Raw genomic sequence first — 21348 nt, 5'->3', positions numbered from 1 at the left:
GCAGGATGTGCGGTTGACCGCGACGCGCCCCGCTGAGTTCGAACAGGCTTTACGGGCCATCGGCCGGGGCTTACCCTTGAGGTCTTTCCCTGCTTTTTTTTCATGCCAAGGACCCCTGCCATGAGCCGTATCTTTGCAGACAACGCCCATTCCATCGGCAACACGCCGTTGGTGCAGATCAACCGCATCGCCCCTCGCGGTGTGACCATCCTTGCCAAGATCGAAGGGCGCAACCCAGGTTATTCGGTCAAATGCCGCATCGGCGCGAACATGGTCTGGGACGCCGAGAGCAGCGGCAAGCTCAAGCCGGGCATGACCATCGTCGAGCCTACCTCGGGCAACACCGGTATCGGCCTGGCCTTCGTTGCCGCTGCCCGTGGCTACAAGCTGATGCTGACCATGCCCGCTTCGATGAGCCTGGAGCGCCGCAAGGTGCTGAAGGCGCTGGGCGCCGAACTGGTGCTGACCGACCCGGCCAAGGGCATGAAGGGCGCCATCGAGAAGGCCAACGAAATCGTCGCCTCCGACCCCGCCCAGTACTTCCTGCCGGGCCAGTTCGAAAACCCGGCCAACCCGGCCATCCACGAAAAGACCACAGGACCGGAGATCTGGAACGATACCGACGGTGCGGTTGACGTGCTGGTGGCGGGCGTGGGTACCGGTGGCACCATCACCGGTGTATCGCGCTACATCAAGCACACCCAGGGCAAGGCGATCCTCTCGGTGGCCGTGGAACCCGTTTCGTCGCCGCTGATTACCCAGACCCTGGCCGGCGAAGAACTCAAGCCCAGCCCGCACAAAATCCAGGGCATTGGCGCCGGTTTCGTGCCGAAAAACCTCGACTTGTCGATCGTCGACCAAGTGGCGACGGTGACCGACGAAGAGTCCAAGGCCATGGCCATTCGCCTGATGCAGGAAGAGGGCATCCTGTGCGGCATTTCTTGCGGTGCGGCCATGGCGGCGGCCGTGCGCCTGGCCGAAAAGCCGGAAATGCAAGGTAAGACCATCGTCGTAATCCTGCCCGATTCGGGCGAGCGTTACCTGTCGAGCATGCTGTTCAGCGACCTGTTCAGCGAGCAGGAAAACCAGCAATAATCGGCGTTGCCGCTGATCCGGCGCAAGGTTGGGCGGCCTGGTTTATTGCAAAATCTTCATCAATGCGATCCCGCCCGGGTTGTTTTTACCTCGGCGGGATCGGTTTATGATGGCAGGATGATTTTTTGGAGAGCAGGCCGCGCAGCCCTGGCTCTTCCCCAAGGAGTGAAAGCATGACCTTTTCCTTTGCAGCCAAGGCGGGTGTCTTGCTGGTGTTTTTCGGCAGCGTGCTGTTCGTGCACCTGCGCGGCAAGGCCCGCCTGCCGGTGTTGCGCCAGTTCGTCAACCATTCGGCGTTGTTCGCCCCCTACAACGCGTTGATGTACCTGTTTTCCGGCGTGCCGTCCAAACCCTACCTGGACCGCCAGCGCTTCCCAGAACTGGACGTGCTGAAAGACAACTGGCAGGAGATCCGCGAAGAGGCCATGCGCCTGTTCGACGAGGGCTATATCCGCGCCGCCGAAAAGGATAACGATGCAGGCTTTGGCTCGTTCTTCAAGAAGGGCTGGAAGCGCTTTTACCTGAAGTGGTACGACAAACCGCTGCCGTCGGCCGAAGCTTTGTGCCCGCGCACGGTCGAGCTGGTCAGCAGCATCCCCAACGTCAAAGGCGCGATGTTCGCCCTGCTGCCCGGCGGCAGCCACCTGAACCCGCACCGCGACCCGTTCGCAGGCTCGCTGCGCTACCACCTGGGCCTGTCCACGCCCAACTCCGACGCCTGCCGCATTTACGTGGATGGCCAGGAATACGCCTGGCGTGATGGCGAAGACGTGATGTTCGACGAAACGTACGTGCACTGGGTCAAGAACGAAACTGACGTTACGCGGGTGATCCTGTTCTGCGACATCGAGCGCCCACTGAGCAGCCCGCTGATGACCCGCATCAACCGCCAGGTCAGTGCCTTCCTCGGCCGTGCCACCGCGCCGCAGAACACCGACGACGAGCGCGTGGGTGGGATCAACCAGGCGTATGCCTGGAGCAAGCGCTTCAGCAACAAGATCAGCAGCCACGTGAAGCAGTTCAAGCGCGCCAACCCCAAGGCCTACCGCGTGCTGCGGCCGGTGCTGGCGGTGGTGGTGGCTTACGCACTGTACCGCTGGTTGTTCTGATTGCGGCCTGCGTAGAGCGCCAGATTGATGGGGCGCTCTACGTACAGGAACCTTCAGCCAAGCCCTTCCAGCAAGCCATCAGCGCGGACCAGATCGACGATTACCTGCTCATCTACCGCGTATACGCCCCGTGATGCCCTCCACACCAGATGCTTGTCCTGCAAGGCGATGAGCGCTTGCTGAACCCCCGGCACCTCGGCCTTGATTTCGCTTTCCTGCACACCCGCCCGTTCCATCGCTTTGGCGTACAGTGCCAGGGTTGGGGCCTCAAACGGTGCGTATTCATTACCCTTTACGCACATGACGCGTAGAACGGCGGATTGAATCGGAGTGAGGCTGTGGATCACCTTTTTCAGGTTCGCGTTAAGGTCATTGGCTTGCGCCTGAACAAGCTCTCGGAACCGTGCCGGTACGGCTTCGGGCTCGATGCTGAAGTCGAAGCGTATTTCATCCGCTGCCGCGCCCAGTAACTCAGGGCGGTAGCCGCTTTCTTTGAACAGTTGGAACACCTCTACCGGGTCGAGTGCGCAGGGGAGATCGATGTTGGCGCAAAGCCAGTCGATGAAGCCCTGATCCAGCGTTGGGAACTGCACCATCGCAGCGCCGAAGAACGCCTGATCTTTGCTATTGCGCAGCATGGCCAGTTTGTCCCGGTTCGAGCCCGTGCAAACGATGCGCAACCCATGGTGCTTCGAGCTGTTGAGTTCGTCCCGGGCCGCTTTGAGGGCGAACAAGGCTGCTATTCCCTGGTCGGTCGTGATTGCATGTTGCGCCTCGTCGATGATCAGCACGATGATCTTGCGTGATTCGTCGGAGAGCGCGACCAGCGCACTGGTGAGATCGACATCTTGCCCCAGCCCGATCTTGTCCACGCTGAAATTCAGGCCACCTACGGTTACCTTCTCCATGCCAGTGGACTTTGCCAGCCGCGTAATGAAGCCTTCGTTACGCCCGAGCGCCTCACGCACGGTTTCCACGATGACTTGGCCTGGGTCTTTGGTCAGGTCTTTCCAGAGGTCGGCGTACAGCACGATTGCCTGCGCAGCTTCGAGAGCGGGTCGAAGGTCTTCGCGTGCAAAGGTGGATTTACCGGTACGCCTGGGGGCCGCCAGAAACACCCCCGAGCTTGCTGCACTGCCCACGGCAACTTGCATGATCAATTTCGACAGCCGCGATGCTAGCGCTGGGCGGTGATAGACGGTTTCCGGCATTACGGCCTCCCATACAGCTTTATAGTCAATTATAGAGTGATTATAGAGCTATTATAGGCCGTATGAGAGGCGTGGTTTATAGGCAATTATAGGTCGACTATAGATCGATTATAGGGAGCGTAAAGGTGATGGGGCGCATAGCGCCCCTCGGTCACTCAAGCCGGCTCCAATGCCTCGACCACCTTCCCACGGCTCAGGTGCACCACCTTGTCCGCCGTATCGAAGTACCGGTCATCATGCGAGATCACGATGATGGTCTTGCCCAAACGCTTCAGGTCCGGCAACAGCTCGGTGTAGAACACCCGGCGGAAGGTTGGGTCCTGGTCCGCCGCCCACTCATCGAACACCAGTACCGGCCGCCCATCCAGCCAGGCATTGACCAGCGCCAGGCGCTTGCGTTGCCCGGTCGACAAGTCGGTGGTGGTGAAGGCGCCATCGCGTACGCTGACCTTGTGGGCAATTTCCAGCCGTTCCAGGTAACGCGTGGCATCGCTGGGCAGGCTGTGCTCGTGCTCGGGCAGGTCTTCGAACAGGTAGTAATCGGCGAACACGGTGGTGAACAGCTGGCGATAGTCGTCCAGCGCCTCCGGGCCGACGGCCTTGCCGTTCAGGCGCACTTCACCGCGTTGTGGGGCGTACAGGCCCAGTAGCAGCTTGATCAGCGAAGTCTTGCCGCAGCCGTTTTCCCCGACGATGAACAGGATTTCGCCCGGTTCGATGCTCAGGTTCACAGGCCCAACGCGAAACGGCTCGTTGCCGTCCACGGGTGGGTACGCGTATTCGACGTTGTGCAGCTCCAGGTGCGCGGTAGCCGGGGTTTCGCGCTTGACCGGCGGCTCCAGCAGCAGGTGCGGTTCGGGCGAGGAGAAGCGTTCGGACAGGTCGGCTATACGGCGGAACGCCACCTGGGCGCGGCCGAGGATCGGCAGGTTGCCGATCAGCGTTTCCAGCGGGCCTTTCATGTACAGCAGCACCAGCACGAAACCGCTCATCACCGCTGGGTCATTGCTCGGCCACAGCGATTGCAGGGCCAGGGTCAGGCCGATGACCACGAAGAACAGCATCGACCCCAGGCTCTTGGCCGCCACGAAGATGTTGATGGCGCGGATGTGAGTGTTGGCGATGAAGTCGGCGGTGCCCTGGATGTTGCGCGTCAGCATGGCATGGCGGCGACGGCGGTCGATGCGCAGCTCCTTGGCCCCTTCGGCAATGGCCGAATAGTGCTTCTGCAGGTTGTCTTCGGCATCGCGGGCGGCGTTGAAGCCAGCCACGCCTTTTTGCCGTGCCACGTACTGGATGCCGCTGCCGATGCCGATGGCTGCCAGGGTGATGAGGAAGATCGGCCATGACAGCCACGCCAGGTAGGCCATGCAACCGGTTACCGTGGTGAGCGAAATGGCCAGCGGTGCAAAGGCGAAGGCAAAGTCGCTGATGGTGTCGACGTCGCGGGTCAGCACAGGGATCAGGCGGTGGGTGCGGTAGCGCTCGATCTGCTCGATCGGTGCCGACAGCACCTTGGCGCCCAGGTCCTTGCGCAACCGGGCAATGACCTTCTGGCCGACGTAGTTGGTGCCGCTGTCGGCCGCCACGCTACTGACCAGGGCCAATACACAGAGGCCGGCAAAGGCCAGGATCACACCCTGGCTCATGCCGCCTTCAGCGTGCAGGCCCTGGTTGACGGTGGCCAGCAACGCAGTGACGGCCAGGCCGCCGACCATGCCCAGCAGCACCGAGACGATGACCGCCGGGCGGTAAGGTTTGAGCAGGCCCAGCAGTTCGCGGATGGCCCCGGGGGAGGAGGTTTTCATGAAGCGTGATCTCGCTGGTGAAAGTGGGGGGCGGGGTCAGCTACCAAGGGTCAGGGTGCCCTTCATCAGGGTGCTGTGGAACGGGAACGAGCAGTAGAAGCTGTAGTCGGTACCGGCTTTCAGCGCCTTGGTATCGAGGGTGACGCTGTCCTTCTCGCCACCACCGATCAGGCGGGTATGAGCGATCACCCGTGTGTCGCCAGGCTTGACGTAGTCCTGTGCCTCGCCGGCCTTCAGGCCGTCATCCAGTACGCCCTGCATGTCGGCCTGGGTGCTCAATACCCAGTTGTGGCCCATCACGTTCTTGGGCATGTCGCCTGGGTGGGTGAGGGTAACGGTGAACGTGGTGCAGGTTTTGGGCACGCTGATGGCGGCCTTGTCGAAGGTCATCTGGTCGGTGCCGTGGATTTCCATGGCGCATGGCTCCGCCGACCAGGCGGCAGGGGCCGTGGCGAGCAGGGCTAGGAGCAGAAGCTGGCGAGTCATGTACGGTTCCTGGGCGATAAAAGGGTGCACATCGTTCAGACGAACCGGCACGCGCTGGCTTTACCTGTGAGTGCTGCCCTGGTGAATTTCCCGCGGGCCCGCTCGTTCACCTAGTCAGGCGCCGTGATGGCGCACAACCCGATTTCGCCGCCAACGCGGCCCTGGCTTGAGGTGACCGTACATGAGTGAACTGCTGAGCTTTGCCATCGAACCGCTGGACGCTGCGCGCGGCAACCTGCCGCTGCTGGTGCGCGCACCAGAGCCGGGGATCGACCTGCTGGAGGCTTTTGCCGAATTGCAGCCGCTGGTGGATCGGCACCTGCTGCAGGCTGGCGGCATCCTGTTCCGCGGCTTCGAGGTGGGTGGCGCCGAAGCCTTCCGCCAGTTTGCCGCCTCCTTCGGTCACCCACTGCTCAACTACGAGTTCGGTTCTACCCCCCGCAGCAACGTGACCAAAGGCGTGTACACCTCAACCGAATACCCGGCGCACCAGAGCATTCCCCTGCACAACGAGCAGGCCTACACCCTGGAATGGCCGATGAAGATCTGGTTCTACAGCGTCATCCCCGCCGAGACCGGCGGCGAAACGCCAATTGCCGATAGCCGCGAGGTGTACCGACGCATGCCGGCGCGCATTCGCCAGCGCTTGGAGGAGAAAGGGCTGATGTACGTGCGCAACTACGGCAACGGCCTGGATGTGGAGTGGTCGCAGGTGTTCAACACCGAAGACCCGCGCCAGGTCGAGGCGTACTGCCGGGCGCATGCCATCGAGTGCATCTGGAAGGACGACGGCGAGCTGCGCACGCGCCAGCGCTGCCAGGTGGTGGCGCGCCATCCGGTAACCGGGGATGACGTGTGGTTCAACCAGGCCCACCTGTTCCATGTGTCGAACCTGCAGCCAGAGGTGCGTGAATCGCTGATGGACATTGTCGAGGAAGAGGACCTGCCACGTAACGTGTATTACGGCGACGGTACGACCATCGAGGATTCGTTGCTCGATGAAGTGCGCGGGGTGCTGGATGAATGCACCATCAGCTTCCCCTGGCTGACAAACGATGTGCTGATGCTCGACAACATGCTCGCGGCCCACGCCCGCTCGCCGTTTACCGGTAAGCGCAAGGTGGTGGTGGCGATGGCCGAGGGGCACAGCGAGGTGTTGGGCTGATAGGTGTTTGTCGTGGGAGGTGCAGCGCCTGTGAGATCGAGCGCCGCCCGCGCGGCGCTCGATCTCACAGGCGCCAAATTCCCAACGGCGGGCCCCTGGTGGCCCTGCTTCAATCCCCCCCTAAATCAGCCCCCCATGCCTTCGTCTGACAGTTACCGCTCGACTGCCAGGACACCGCTCGACATGAATGCTGATCAAACGCTCAAGCTCGCCCGCCGCTTCATCGAACTCAGCCCCGACAAGCGCCGCCTGTTCCTCAAGGCGCTGCAGGGCGAGGGCATGGATTTTTCCGTGCTGCCGATCGCGCACGGGGTGGAGGTGGCCGAGCGCGACCAGCTGTCGTATGCCCAGCGGCGCATGTGGTTCCTCTGGCAGCTCGACCCGCAGGGCGCAGCGTACAACCTGCCGATGGCCGTGCGCCTGCATGGTCCACTTGACCTGGCCGCTCTACAGCAGGCTTTCGATGCCCTGGTGGCGCGCCACGAAACCCTGCGCACTCGGTTTGTCGCCGACGGCGATGACGTGCGCCAGCAAGTAGACGCCGTGGCTGCTCCGTTGCAGCTGCGCCAGGACGCCTTGGCCAGCTTGGACGAAACCGCCCGCCAGGCCGCGGTCGAACGCATCGCCGAAGCCGAAGCTCTGGCCCCGTTCGACCTGGCCAGTGGCCCATTGCTGCGCGTACGCCTGCTGCAACTGGCCGCACAGGAGCATGTACTGCTGCTGACCCTGCACCACATCGTCGCCGACGGCTGGTCGATGAACGTGCTGATCGATGAATTCCTGCACCTGTACGAGGCCGCCGTGGCCGGCACCGAGGCCACACTCGACGCGCTGCCAATCCAGTATCGCGACTTCGCCCTGTGGCAACGCAGCTGGCTGGAGGCTGGCGAGCAGGAGCGCCAGCTGGCCTACTGGCAGGCCCGCCTGGGCGAGGACCATTCGCCGCTGGAGCTGCCACTGGATCGTGCCCGCCAAGGCCGGCCCAGCTACCGGGGCGCGCGCCACGAATTCCCCGTCGCCGCAGACGTTGCCGAGCGCCTGCGCGGTGTGGCGCGCAAGCACAACGTCACCCTGTTCATGGTGTTGCTGGCTGCCTTCAAGCTGCTGTTGCAGCGCTACAGCGGTCAGGCCGCGATCCGCGTCGGCGTGCCCATCGCCAACCGCAACCGTGCAGAAGGCCAAGGGCTGATTGGCTGCTTCATCAACACCCAGGTGCTGCACACCGAGATCGACCCGCTGCTGGATATCGCCGGCCTGCTGCAGCGCGTGCGCGAAACCGCCGTGGGTGCACAAAGCCACCAGGACTTGCCCTTCGAGCAGTTGGTCGAAGCCCTGGACCTGCCGCGCAGCAACGAAAGCCCGCTCTTTCGTGTGCTGTTCAACCACCAAGCGCAGGTGGCGGATGTGCAGGCCATCGAGACTCGCTCCGGCCTGAGCCTGGCGCCCATTGCCCTGGAAAAGCACAGCGCACGCTTCGACCTGGCGTTGGACACCCACGAACGCGCCGGGCAGTTGCATGCCGCGTTCACCTACGCGACGGATGTATTCGAGGCGGCCACCATCGAAGCCCTTGGCGAGCAGTGGCTGGCGCTGGTGCAGGCGCTGGCTGCCGAAACGGCTGGTGCTGTAGGCGAGCTGGCATTGCCGGGCCTGGCCGCAACCCTGGGCGCCCCCGCGCAGGCCGCCGAGTCGCCCAGTGTGCAGCAACGCTTTGCTGCAGCCGCCAGTCGTCACCCCGAGCGCATCGCGGTAGTGGCTGCGGGCGAACAGGCGAGCTTCGCCGAACTCGATGCCCGCGCCGAGGCCATTGCCAGCCGCCTGGTCAAAGCCGGGGTAGGGCCAGACACACTGGTTGGCGTACTGGCCGACCGCAGCGTCGGCATGCTCGCCAGCATTCTGGGGGTACTCAAGGCGGGGGGCGCCTACCTGCCGCTGGAGCCCGAGCAGCCGGCTGAGCGCCTCGCCTACATGCTGACCGACAGCGGCACCCGCCGGGTGCTGGCCCCCGGTAACTGGCAGGCCGAGTTGCCCGCGGCTGTGCAGCACCTTGACTGGGCGCAAGCGGGCAACGGCAGCGTCGCACGCACCGCGCCGGCTGCGGCAAACCTGGCCTATGTGATCTACACCTCTGGCACCACCGGCCAGCCCAAGGGCGTGGCGATCAGCCACGGCGCCCTGGCCAACTATGTCGATGGCATGAGCGCACGCCTGCCTGTCGAGCGAATCCGCAGCATGGCCCAGGTCTCGACCCCGGCTGCCGACCTTGGCCACACCATGCTGTTCGGCGCACTGTGCGGCGGCCACACCTTGCACCTGTTGCTGCGCGAACAGGTGCTGGATGCCGAAGGTTTCGCCGCGTACCTGGCCGAACACCAGGTGGATGCCCTGAAGATCGTGCCTTCACACCTGGAGGCCATGCTGGTGGCTGGCCGCGCGGCGCTGCCGAGCCAGTGCCTGGTATTGGGTGGCGAGGCCATCAGCCCAGGCCTGCTGGGCAAGATCCGCCAACTGGCCCCGGCGCTCAAGGTGTTCAACCACTACGGCCCGACCGAAACCACCGTCGGCGTGCTGGTTGCCGAACTGAGCGAACAAAGCAGCCTCGGCCAGCCGTTGGCCAACACCCGCGTGGCAGTGCTTGACCGCTGCCTGCAGCCACTGCCGGCCAAGGCCAAGGGCGAGCTGTACATAGGCGGTGCAGGCCTTGCCCGTGGCTACCTGAACCGCCCGTCGCTCACTGCTGAGCGCTTCGTGCCCGACCCGCACGGCAGCCACGGCCAGCGCCTGTACCGCAGCGGTGACTGGGTACGCCAGGGCAACGACCTGCAATTTGCCGGGCGTATGGATGGCCAGGTGAAGATTCGTGGCTACCGTGTCGAGCTGGCCGAAATCGAAAACCAGCTGCGCGCACTGGACGGTGTGGCCAATGCCCTGGTCCGCGTGCAGGGCCAGGCGCCGCAATTGCAACTGGCTGCCTGGCTGGTGCCCAGTGAAATGCCTGCCGACTGCCAGGCCTGGCAGGATTCGACCCGCGCCACCCTCAAAAGCCGGCTGCCCGAACATATGGTGCCGACCCACTTGATGGTGCTGGAGCACCTGCCGGTCACCGCCAACGGCAAGGTCGACGTCAAGGCGCTGCCCGAGCCGGTCGCCACCCTGCAGGCCTACCAGGCACCAGAGAGCCCGCTGCAAGTGCAGTTGGCAACGATCTGGGCCGAAGTCCTGCAAGTGCCGCAGGTTGGCCTGACCGACAACTTCTTTGCCCTCGGTGGCCATTCGCTGCTTGCAACCCAGGCCGTATCTCGCGTGCGCAAGCAGTTGGGCGTAGATATCCCGCTGCGCACCCTGTTCGACACCGTCGACCTGCTGGCCTTCGCCCAGGCGGTGGCGGAGGGCGAGCAGGGCACGGGCCTGGACATCGAAATCCTCGACCGCCAGCAGCCGCTGCCGGTGTCCCGTTCGCAGAACCGCCAGTGGTTGTTCTGGAAGCTCAACCCACAAAGCCTGGCCTACAACACGCCGATGGCCGTGCGCATGCAGGGCAACCTCGATCGTTCGGCGGTGCAGGCCGCACTGGATGCACTGGTGGCCCGCCACGAGTCACTGCGCACGGTGTTCGTCGAAGCCGACGGCTTGCCGTGGCAGCGCATCCTGCCAGCCGCCACGGTGCCGATCGGCTTCGAAGACCTCAGCGGCCAGGACCACGCGGCGCAGCTGCGCAAGCTGGAAGCCGAAGCCTTTGTCCCGTTCGACCTGGAGCATGGGCCTCTGCTGCGTGCCCGTCTGTTCAAGGTGAATGCGCAAGAGCACCTGTTGTCGCTGACCCTGCATCACATCGTCTCCGATGGCTGGTCGATGAGCCTGCTGGTGCGCGAGTTCGCTGCCGTCTACAACGCGGCGGCCACAGGCCGGCAGCAGGCCATCGAACCCTTGCCGGTGCAGTACGCCGACTTCGCCGCGTGGCAGCGCAAGTGGCTGGCCGAAGGGCAGATGCAGGCGCAGATCGATTACTGGAAGGCCCGCCTGGAAGACGACTTCGAAGTGCTCGAACTGCCCGCCGACCGCATTCGCCCGCAGGTCAAGAGCTACCAGGGCAGCCGCTTCGACGTGCGCCTGCCGCTGGCCCTGACCGAGCGCCTGCGGGCCCTGGCAGTGGCGTCCAACGCCACGCTGTTCCATGTATTCCTGGCGGCCTATGCCATCGTACTGTCGCGTTACAGCCGCAAGGACACGTTGAACATCGGGGTACCCGTCACCAACCGCAACCGCCTGGAGCTGGAGGGGCTGATCGGCTTCTTCATCAACGTGGTGGTAGCCCGCATCGGCGTCGATGGCAGCCAGCCGTTCCCGCAACTGCTGGCGGCGATCAAGGAAACCACCTTGCAGGCTCAGGCCAACAAAGATGTGCCGTTCCTTGAAGTGGCCGAGGCGCTGTACCCGGACCGCGACCAGGGTGTGAACCCGTTCTTCCAGGTGCTGTACAACCACTTGCGCGACCTGGGTGAGCAGGTATCCAGCGATGCCCTGCACGGCTTGCAGGTCAAGGAAGTGGACCTGCTGGAGCCCGGTGCGCAGTACGACATCTCGCTCAACACGCTGGAACGTTCCGATGGGGTGACGGCCTCGTTCAACTACTCCACCGACCTGTTCGACGCCGCACGCATCGAACGCATGGCCGGTCATTGGCAGGCGTTGCTGGAAGCTATCTGCGCCGAGCCGCAGCGCTGCATTGGCGAGCTGGGCTTGCTAGGCAGTGCCGAACACCAGCAACTGACCCATGGCTGGAACCCGGCGCCGCAGGCCTGTAGCGGCCTGTGCGCACACCAGTTGCTGGAGCGCCAGGCAAGTCTGCGACCAGACGCTGTGGCGTTGATCTTCGACGACCAGCAAATGACCTACGCCGAGCTCGACCGCTGCAGCAACCAGCTGGCGCATCGTTTGCGGGCGCTGGGCGTGGGCCCGGACCGTCTGGTCGGCGTGGCTGTCGAGCGCGGCCTGGGCATGGCCCTGGCGCTGGTTGCCATCCACAAGGCGGGTGGCGCTTATGTGCCGCTGGACCCGGACTACCCGCAGGAGCGCCTGGCCTACATGGTCGAGGACAGCGACATCGGTTTGTTGCTGGCCGACGTGCCTTCGCGTGAACGCCTGCAGTTGAGCACACCGCTGCCCTGCGTGGTGCTGGAGCCGGGTAATGACTGGCTGAGTGCCTGGCCTGCCGAGCCGCTGGCCAACCTGGCCGCGCCGGAGAACCTGGCCTATGTGATCTATACCTCCGGCTCCACCGGCATGCCCAAGGGCGTGGCCATCGATCACCATGCCTTGTCGGTGTTCTGCCAAGTGGCTGGTGACTATTCGCGGCTGAGCCCGAATGACCGCGTGTTGCAGTTCGCCACCTTCAGTTTCGACGGCTTCATCGAGCAGTTCTTCCCGCCGCTGGCCCAAGGCGCTTGCGTCGTGCTGCGCGATCTGCGGCTGTGGGACACCGCGACTCTGCTGGATGAAATCAACCGCCACGATGTCACCGTAGCCGACCTGCCAGCCGCCTACTGGCGTTTACTGGCACTGGAGCGCCGCGCACCGGAAGCCTATGGCCGGCTGAAGCAGATTCACGTCGGTGGCGAGGCGGTGCCAGAAGACGCCCTGCGTGCCTGGCTGGCCGATGGCCCAACCGCAGTGCGCCTGTTGAACACCTATGGCCCGACCGAAGCCACCGTGGTCGCCACCACCTATGACTGCTCGCAGATGACCCCGCAGCAGATCAGCCAGGGTGGCGTACCCATTGGCCGTGCCATACCAGGCCGCAGCCTGCATGCCCTTGACGATGGCCTGGCGCCAACCCCGGTGGGGGTGCCAGGCGAGCTGTTCATCGGCGGGGCAGGTTGCCTGGCACGCGGTTACCACCAGCGGCCATCGCTGACTGCCGAGCGCTTCATCCCTGACCCGTTCGACCCGGTTGGCGGCGGCCGCCTGTACCGCACCGGTGACCTGGGTTGCTATGACGAAAACGGCCAGCTGGCCTATCGCGGCCGGGCCGATCACCAGGTGAAAGTGCGCGGCTTTCGCATCGAACTGGGCGAGATCGAGCAGTACCTGCGCGCGCACCCGGACGTGCGCGAAGCCACTGTACTGGCCATCGACCTGCCTGCGGGCAAGCAGCTGTGCGCCTATGCCGTGCCGGTTGAAGGCCATGACGGCGACCTGCGCCTGGCCTTGAAGCACTACCTCAAGGCCAGCCTGCCGGACTACATGATTCCGTCTTATCTGGTGACCCTGCCGAGCATGCCGCTGACCCCAAGCGGCAAGCTCGACCGCAAGGCCCTGCCGCTGCCTGACCCGAGCCAGCCGCAGCATGACTACGAGGCGCCGCAGACCGAGCGGCAACAGCAGTTGGCCAATATCTGGGCGCAATTGCTGAGCGTCGCCAGGGTCGGCTTGAACGACAACTTCTTCGAGCTGGGCGGCCACTCCTTGCTGGCCGCCCAGGCAGTGTCGCGGATCAACGTCGAGCTGGGGCTGGACATCCCACTGCGGCTGATCTTCACCCACCCCGAGTTGCGCGCCTTCGCCCTGGCGCTGGATGAACAGGCCCTGTCGCTGACCGACGATGGCCTGAGCGATATCGAAAAAATGATGAACGCATTCACAGAGGCCTGACATGGAACTCACTGCAGCACAACGCATCGCCCAACGTTTCGTCGGCCTCCCCGTGGAGCAACGCCAGCAGATCCTGGACAAGATGCAGGCCAGCGGGCAGAGCTTCCGCCTGCTGCCCATCGTGCCGGCACGCCAGGGCCTGGCGCGCATCCCGCTGTCGTACGCCCAGCAGCGCCTGTTGTTCCTCTGGCAACTGGAGCCCGACAGCCCGGCCTACAACGTGCCCATTGCCGTACGCTTGAAAGGCGCACTGGACCAGGCGGTGCTGCAACAGGCGCTGGACGCCCTGGTGCAGCGCCACGAATCGCTGCGCACGCGCTTCGCCTCCGTGGAGGGTGAATTCCACCAGGAAATCCTCGACCCGTGCCCGCTGCCCCTGGAGCTGGTGATGTTCGACGGCGAGCCCGACGCAGCATCGCTGAGCGTGGCCGTGGACGCGGCCCTCACGCAGCCGTTCGACCTGCTGAGCGGGCCGCTGCTGCGGGTGACCTTGCTGCGTGTGGCGGACCAGGAGCACGTACTGGCGCTGAGCATGCATCACATCATCTCCGACGGTTGGTCCAGCGATGTGCTGGTGCAGGAGTTCATCCAGCTGTACACCGCCCTGGCCGAGGGGCGGCAGGCCGATTTGCCGGCTTTGCCGATCCAGTACGCCGACTACGCCATCTGGCAGCGCGCCTGGCTTGAAGCCGGTGAAGCACAGCGCCAGCTGGCCTACTGGCAAGCGCAGTTGGGTGACGAGCAGCCGGTGCTGAGCCTGCCACTGGACTTCGAACGCCCGGCCACGCCAAGCCAGCGCGGTGCGGTGGTGCGCGTGGATATTGCGGGCGAACGGGCCGAGGCCCTGCGCAGCCTGGCACGCAAGGGCGGCCACACGCTGTTCGTGCTGGTACTGGCGGCCATGGCGGTGGTGCTGTCGCGCTACAGCGGCCAGGCCGACATCCGTATCGGTGCACCGAATGCCGGGCGTAACCGCAAGGAACTGGAAGGCCTGATCGGCTTTTTCATCAACACCCAGGTGCTGCGCGTGCAGGTGGACGAGCGCGCCACTTTCACCGCACTGCTGGAACAGGTGAAAGAGGTGATCGGCGGCGCCCAGTCGCACCAGGAGTTGCCGTTCGAGCACCTGGTCGACGCCTTGTTGCCTGAGCGCAACCTGGCCCACAACCCGCTGTTCCAGTTCAAGATCAACCAGCATGTGGCCACCAGTGAGGCGGGGCGTCAGCGCCTGGGCGCGCTGGAGGTGGAAGGCTTTGCCCGTGACGGCGGCGATGCTCGCTTCGACTTGGCCTTCGACTTCGCCGACAAGGCCGACGGTATCGAAGGCTACTTTACCTTCGCCACCGACCTGTTCGAGCAGGCCACCATCGAGCGCATGGCGGTTTCGCTGCGACAGGTACTGGAGGCACTGGTCCGCGACCCGCAGCAGGCGATCGTCGATTGCCCGGAAGTACCAGTAGTGTTGCCAATGGCCGGACAGGCCTATCCACAGGGCGACTTCCTGGGGCTGTGGCGCCAGGCAATGGTTCAAGGCCAGGCGCGCGGCGGCGTGCGTGCTGGTGACCGGTTCATGACCCAGGCCGGGCTGGAGGCAGGGTCCAACCGCCTGGCCAATTACCTGCGCCAGCGCGGTGTTGGCGCAGGCAGCGTCGTTGCCTTGTGCCTGCCGCGCTCCATCGAATGGGTCAGCGCCTTGCTTGCGGTGCTCAAGACCGGTGCGGCCTACCTGCCACTGGACACCCAGCAACCGCAGGAGCGCCTGCAGCAACTGCTTGCCGACAGTGCTGCCACAGTGCTGCTGCACGAGCCAGGTGATTCGCGTTTCGTGGGCCTGGATGGCCTGCAGGTGATTGCCTGCGACCACAGCGCCTGGGCAACCTGCAGCGACAGCCCGCTCGACGTGGCAGTCGCCCCCGAACAGCCGGCTTACCTCATCTACACCTCGGGCTCGACCGGGCAGCCGAAAGGCGTGGTGATCAGCCATGGGGCGCTGGCCAGTTATACCCAGGCGGTGCTGGAGCGCCTGCAATTGCCGGCAGAGGCAAGCATGGCAATGGTCTCCACCACGGCGGCCGACCTTGGCCATACCGTGCTGTTCGGCGCCTTGGCCTCGGGCCGCCTGCTGCACTTGCTGCCACAGGAATTGGCTTTCGACCCGGATGGTTTCGCCAGTTACATGGCGCAGCACCAGGTTGGCGTGCTGAAACTGGTGCCGAGCCACCTGCAAGGCTTGCTGCAAGCAGCCCGCGCTGCCGATGTGCTGCCTGGCGAAGCGCTGATCCTTGGCGGCGAAGCATGCAGTTGGGGCCTGTTGGAAAAGATCCGCGAGTTGCGCCCTGGTTGCCGGGTGATCAACCACTATGGCCCGACCGAAACCACGGTTGGCGTGCTCACCTTCGAGCCCGGCCAGCCCGTGCCAGGCTGCCGCACGGTGCCGGTCGGTCGCCCACTGGGCAACGCTAGCGCGCAGGTGCTGGATGGCTATCTCAACCCGCTGGCGGCGCATGTGCCCGGCGAGTTGTACCTGGGCGGGCAGGGCGTAGCCCAGGGTTATCTCGGCCAGCCTGGGCTGACGGCCGAACGCTTCGTGCCCACCGAGGACGGTGCCCGCGTGTACCGCACCGGCGACCGTGCGCGTCTGACTGCCGATGGCCTGATCGAGTTCGTTGGCCGTGCCGACGACCAGGTGAAGATTCGTGGCTACCGCGTGGAGCCGGGCGAAGTGGCTCGCCTACTGGCGGGCTTGCCCGCAGTCCATGAGGCCGTGGTGCTGGCCCTGCCGCTGGACAGTGATGCCGAGCGCCTGCAACTGGTGGCTTATGTGGTCGCCGAGGCTGGCGTCACCGAGCAGCAACTGCTGGCACAGTTGCAAGCACGCTTGCCTGAGTACATGGTGCCGGCACAGATGCTGCTGCTCGAACGCCTGCCACTGACCGCCAACGGCAAGCTCGACAAGCGCGCACTGCCGGCACCGGGCGCTGTCAGCCGAGGCTTCGTGGCGCCGCAAGGTGAAATCGAAGAGAAGCTGGCCGCCGTATGGGCCGATGTGCTCAAGCTGGAGCGGGTCGGCAGCAGCGACAACTTCTTCGAGCTGGGCGGCGACTCGATCCTCAGCCTGCAGATCATTGCCCGGGCCAAACGCCAGGGCATCAAGATCACCCCCAAGCAGTTGTTCGAACAACAGACCATCGCCCAACTGGCGCAGGTGGCCAAGCGTATCGAGGCCAAGCAGCCAGCGGCGGCGCTCGTGGACACGGCCCTCAGCGGCGAGGTAGCCCTGCTGCCGGCCCAGGCGCGGTTCTTCGAGATGGATGTGGCGCAACCGGCGCACTGGAACCAGTCGGTACTGCTCAAACCCGCCAGCCCGGTACAGTTGCAACAGCTGGAGGCCGCCTTGCGTGCGGTGGTCGAGCAGCATGATGCCCTGCGTTTGCGCTTCACCCGTGGCGATGGCCAGTGGCGGGCACGCTTCCAGCCGTTGGGCAGCGCACCGTTGCTGCACCAGCGCCAGTTGGCTGCGCTAGGCGAGCTGGATGCTGCCGGCAACGAGGTACAAGCCAGCCTGAACCTGGAACAGGGGCCATTGCTGCGTGCCGAACTGTTCGATTTCGCCGATGGCCAGCAGCGTTTGCTGCTGGTGGTTCACCATCTTGTGGTCGACGGCGTGTCGTGGCGGGTGCTGCTGGAAGACCTGCAAGAAGCCTACAAGCAATTGCTGAACGGCCAGGCCGTAAACCTGCCCGCCAAGACCGCTGCAGTACAAACCTGGGCCGAACGCCTGGTCGCCCACGCCGGCAGCCCTACGCTGCAAGCCCAGTGCGACTACTGGTTGCAAGCGCTGGCCGACAACAATGCTGAATTGCCACGCGATAACCCACAGGGCAGCCTGGACAATAGCCACGCCCGCACCGCCGCTACACGGTTGGATGCCGAGCGCACTGCCAAGCTGCTGAAGCAGGCTCCGGCAGCCTACCGCACGCAGATCAACGACCTGCTGCTGACCGCACTGGCGCGCACGCTGTGCCAGTGGAGCACGCAAGACAATGTGTTGGTCCAGCTCGAAGGCCATGGCCGCGAAGACCTGTTCGACGACCTCGACCTAAGCCGCACCGTGGGCTGGTTCACCAGCCTGTTCCCGGTGCGCCTCACGCCGGGCGTGGACCTTGGCCAGTCGATCAAGGCCATCAAGGAGCAACTGCGCGCCGTACCGGACAAAGGCATTGGCTACGGCCTGCTGCGCTACCTCGGCGATGCCCACGTGCGTGGGCAACTGCAACGCGCCGCCCAGGCCCGTGTCACCTTCAACTACCTGGGCCAGTTCGATGCCAGCTTTGCAGGTGAGGCTGGCGCACTGTTCACCCCAAGCGGCGAAAGTGCGGGCCGCACTCAATGTGCAGGCGCGCAGCTAGGCAACTGGCTGAGCATCACTGGTCAGGTGTATGGCGGCGAGCTGTTCCTGGAATGGACCTACAGCGCCGACGTGCACCACCCGGAAACCATCGAAGGCTTGGCTAACGCCTATGAACTGGCCCTGGTCGAGCTGGTCGAGCACTGCTGCGATACCCGCCACCAGGGGGTGACCCCGTCGGACTTCCCGCTGGCCGCGTTGACCCAGGCGCAACTGGACAACCTGCCGCTGGCGGCAGCGCAGATCGCCGATGTTTACCCGCTGTCGCCCATGCAGCAGGGCATGCTGTTCCACACCCTTTACGACCAGCAGGCCGGCAATTACATCAACCAACTGCGCGTGGAAGTGCAGGGGCTGGATGTGCAACGCTTTCAGCAAGCCTGGCAGGCCACGCTGGACGCCCACGACATCCTGCGCAGCGGTTTTGTCCTGCAGGGTGAGCTGGTGCAGGCCGTACAGGTGGTACGCAAAGCCGTCGACCTGCCCTTCAGCGAGCACGACTGGCGCGGCCAGCCTGCCCTGGAGCAAGCCCTGCAGACGCTGGCCGAGGGTGAGCGCCAGCGCGGCTTCGACCTGGCCGCCGCGCCGCTGCTGCGTCTGGTACTGGTGCGCACCGGCGATGCCAGCCACCACCTGATCTACACCAACCACCATATCCTCATGGACGGCTGGAGCACTTCGCGCCTGTTGGGTGAAGTGCTGCAACGCTATGCAGGTGTGGCGCCGCAAGCGCCGGCCACGCATTACCGCGACTACATTGCCTGGCTGCAAGGCCAGGACGCAGCCGTTGCCGAAGCGTTCTGGAAGGCCCAGCTTGCCACGCTGGACGAGCCGACCCGCCTGGCCCAGGCCATCGCCGGTAGTGCAGGCGTCAGCGCCAGCGGCTACGGCGATTACCGCCTGGCCTTCGACCGCGAGCACACCACACGCATCGAAGCCTTCGCCCGGGCCAACCGGGTCACGGTCAACACCCTGGTGCAATCTGCGTGGCTGCTGCTGTTGCAGCGCTGCACCGGCCAGGCCAGCGTGTGTTTCGGCGCCACCGTGGCCGGGCGACCGGCAGACTTGCCAGGCGTGGAAGAGCAGATCGGCCTGTTCATCAATACCTTGCCGGTGATCGGCACACCGCGTGCAGAGCAGCGCGTGACTGAGTGGATCGGCCTGGTGCAGGCCGGCAACCTGGCCGTGCGCGAGTTCGAGCACACGCCGCTGTACGACGTGCAGCGCTGGGCGGGGCAGGGCGGCGAGGCGCTGTTCGACAGCATCCTGGTGTTCGAAAACTACCCGGTGGCCGAAGCGTTGCAACAGGGCGCGCCGGGTGGCCTGCGCTTTGGCGACGTAGCGGTGCAGGAGCAGACCAACTACCCGCTGACCCTGGTGGTGGAACTGGGCGCCACCTTGTCGATGCACTACAGCCACGACCGTGCGCTGTGGAGCGACGAGACAATCGGCCGCCTGGCTGGCCACTTTGCCAACTTGCTGCAGGCGCTGGTCGAGCGTCCAGATGCCGTTATCGGCGAGCTGCCAATGGTGGGCCAAGCGGAACAACAACGAATGGTCGAAGGCTGGAACGATACCCAGGCCGCGTACCCGGATGAGCGCAGCATTCATCAGCTGATCGAGGCCCAGGTGTTCGCCACCCCGGATGCTCCGGCGCTGGTGTTTGGCGAGCAGAGCCTGAGCTATGCCGAACTGAATGGCCGTGCCAACCAGCTGGCGCACAAGCTGCGCGAACAGGGCGTTGGCCCCGATGTGCTGGTGGGCATCGCCATGCAGCGCAGCCTGGAGATGGTCATCGGCCTGCTGGGTATCGTGAAAGCCGGCGGCGCTTACGTGCCGCTGGACCCTGAGTACCCGCAGGACCGCCTGAGCTACATGTTCGACGACAGCGGCATTGCCTTGCTGCTGACCCAGTCGCACCTGCGCGAGACCCTGCCGATTCCAGCCGGCCTGCGCAGCCTGGACCTGGATACCGAGGACCTGAGCAGCTATAGCGATGCCAACTTAAACTTCGACGTGGCGCCGCTGAACCTGGCCTACGTGATCTACACCTCCGGCTCCACTGGCCGCCCGAAAGGCGCCGGCAACAGCCATCAGGCGCTGGTCAACCGCCTGTGGTGGATGCAGAAAACCTATGGCCTGGATGCCAGCGACAGTGTGTTGCAGAAGACCCCGTTCAGCTTCGACGTGTCGGTGTGGGAGTTCTTCTGGCCGCTGATGACCGGTGCCCGCCTGGTCATGGCCCAGCCGGGTGCTCATCGCGACCCGCAATTGTTGGTGGAAACCATCAATCACCATGGCATCAGTACGCTGCACTTCGTGCCGTCGATGCTGCAGGCGTTCATGACCCACGAAGCGGTCGAGAGCTGCGTTAGCCTCAAGCGCGTGGTGTGCAGCGGTGAAGCGCTGCCGGCCGAGCTGGCGCGCCAAACCTTGCAACGCCTGACGGCGGCGGGCCTGTACAACCTCTACGGCCCGACCGAGGCGGCCATCGACGTCACTCACTGGACCTGCCAGCCAGACGAAAGCATCAGCGTGCCGATCGGCCAGCCGATCGACAACCTGAAAACCCACATCCTCGAAGGCAGCCTGCAACCCGCCGTGCGCGGCAGTGCCGGCGAGCTGTACCTGGGCGGCGTGGGTTTGGCCCGTGGTTATCACCAGCGGCCAGCACTGACCGCCGAACGCTTCGTGCCGGACCCGTTCAGCGACAACGGTGGCCGTCTGTACCGCACCGGTGACCTGGCGCGCTACCGCGCCGACGGGGTGATCGACTACGCCGGGCGTATCGACCATCAGGTGAAGATCCGTGGCCTGCGCATCGAGCTGGGCGAGATCGAAGCGCGCCTGCTGGAGCTGCCGAGCGTGCAGGAAGCTGTGGTGCTGGCCCAGGACGGGCCGAACGGCCAGCAACTGGTGGGCTACGTGGTGCCTGTCGACAGCACGCAAGACCAAAGCGCATTGCGCGACAGCCTGCGCGAGGCCCTCAAGGTTGGCCTGCCGGACTACATGGTGCCGGCGCACCTGCTGCTGCTCGGCAAGCTGCCGGTGACGCCGAACGGCAAGCTGGACCGCAAGGCCCTGCCGCAGCCGGATGCCAGCTTGCTGCAGCGTGAATACGTTGCTCCACACAGCCAGCTGGAGCAGCAGATCGCGGCGATCTGGGCGGATGTGCTGAAACTGGAAAGGGTTGGGCTGACCGATAACTTCTTCCAACTCGGCGGGCATTCGCTGTTGGCCACACAAGCGGTGGCGCGCCTGCAGATGGAACTGGGGGCCGAGACACCACTGGCCCTGATTTTCCAGACCGACAACCTACGCGATTACGCCGCCGCGGTCAGCGCTGCAAGCACTGACCGCACGGCTGACCTGGACGAGTTCCGCGACTTCATGAATGAGCTTGAGGCAGTTTGAG

Annotated in this window: 8 protein-coding genes; 5 read left to right on the top strand and 3 right to left on the bottom strand. The window is 64.7% G+C overall.

Annotated elements, in window-relative coordinates:
* The first annotated feature begins 120 nt into the window (after positions 1-120).
* Positions 121-1095 (top strand): cysteine synthase A, encoded by a 975-nt coding sequence (cysK, locus tag DM807_RS07530; RefSeq protein WP_012273665.1) that lies wholly within the window; start codon positions 121-123, stop codon positions 1093-1095.
* Positions 1096-1268: 173 nt separating this feature from the next.
* Positions 1269-2204: an aspartyl/asparaginyl beta-hydroxylase domain-containing protein gene (locus DM807_RS07525; protein WP_012273664.1), complete on the top strand. Its 936-nt coding sequence runs from the start codon at positions 1269-1271 to the stop codon at positions 2202-2204.
* 53 nt (positions 2205-2257) lie between these two features.
* Here DM807_RS07525 and DM807_RS07520 read toward each other — a convergent pair whose 3' ends face one another.
* The 3 genes from DM807_RS07520 to azu all read right to left on the bottom strand — a co-directional run bounded on the left by DM807_RS07520 (position 2258) and on the right by azu (position 5709).
* Complete coding sequence (locus tag DM807_RS07520) at positions 2258-3415, bottom strand: ATP-binding protein (RefSeq protein ID WP_179027220.1); 1158 nt, start codon at positions 3413-3415, stop codon at positions 2258-2260.
* A gap of 155 nt (positions 3416-3570) precedes the next feature.
* Positions 3571-5223 (bottom strand): cyclic peptide export ABC transporter, encoded by a 1653-nt coding sequence (locus tag DM807_RS07515; RefSeq protein WP_012273662.1) that lies wholly within the window; start codon positions 5221-5223, stop codon positions 3571-3573.
* 36 nt (positions 5224-5259) lie between these two features.
* On the bottom strand, positions 5260-5709 hold the full coding sequence (azu, locus tag DM807_RS07510) for an azurin (RefSeq protein WP_012273661.1): 450 nt from the start codon (positions 5707-5709) through the stop codon (positions 5260-5262).
* A 181-nt stretch (positions 5710-5890) separates the two neighbouring features.
* Here azu and DM807_RS07505 point away from each other — a divergent pair, with 181 nt between their 5' ends.
* From DM807_RS07505 to DM807_RS07495, 3 genes are all read left to right on the top strand, one after another.
* The gene (locus tag DM807_RS07505; protein WP_069943261.1) at positions 5891-6874 is read left to right on the top strand and encodes a TauD/TfdA family dioxygenase; all 984 of its coding nucleotides are present in this window, start codon (positions 5891-5893) and stop codon (positions 6872-6874) included.
* A gap of 183 nt (positions 6875-7057) precedes the next feature.
* Entirely contained in the window at positions 7058-13525 is a 6468-nt protein-coding gene (locus DM807_RS07500) for a non-ribosomal peptide synthetase (protein WP_179027219.1), read from the top strand.
* Between the two features lies 1 nt (position 13526).
* Entirely contained in the window at positions 13527-21347 is a 7821-nt protein-coding gene (locus DM807_RS07495) for a non-ribosomal peptide synthetase (RefSeq protein WP_179027218.1), read from the top strand.
* Position 21348 lies beyond the last annotated feature (1 nt).

The organism is Pseudomonas hunanensis (assembly GCF_013393325.1).
Taxonomy (GTDB): domain Bacteria; phylum Pseudomonadota; class Gammaproteobacteria; order Pseudomonadales; family Pseudomonadaceae; genus Aquipseudomonas; species Aquipseudomonas putida_P.
This window is presented reverse-complemented; position numbering and strand designations above follow the sequence as displayed.

Excerpts from the sequence above, each read along its gene's own strand:
- DM807_RS07505 (WP_069943261.1), top strand. The coding sequence starts at position 5,891 with ATGAGTGAACTGCTGAGCTTTGCCATCGAACCGCTGGACGCTGCGCGC.
- DM807_RS07525 (WP_012273664.1), top strand. The coding sequence starts at position 1,269 with ATGACCTTTTCCTTTGCAGCCAAGGCGGGTGTCTTGCTGGTGTTTTTC.
- azu (WP_012273661.1), bottom strand. The coding sequence starts at position 5,709 with ATGACTCGCCAGCTTCTGCTCCTAGCCCTGCTCGCCACGGCCCCTGCC.
- DM807_RS07495 (WP_179027218.1), top strand. The coding sequence starts at position 13,527 with ATGGAACTCACTGCAGCACAACGCATCGCCCAACGTTTCGTCGGCCTC.
- DM807_RS07515 (WP_012273662.1), bottom strand. The coding sequence starts at position 5,223 with ATGAAAACCTCCTCCCCCGGGGCCATCCGCGAACTGCTGGGCCTGCTC.
- cysK (WP_012273665.1), top strand. The coding sequence starts at position 121 with ATGAGCCGTATCTTTGCAGACAACGCCCATTCCATCGGCAACACGCCG.
- DM807_RS07520 (WP_179027220.1), bottom strand. The coding sequence starts at position 3,415 with ATGCCGGAAACCGTCTATCACCGCCCAGCGCTAGCATCGCGGCTGTCG.
- DM807_RS07500 (WP_179027219.1), top strand. The coding sequence starts at position 7,058 with ATGAATGCTGATCAAACGCTCAAGCTCGCCCGCCGCTTCATCGAACTC.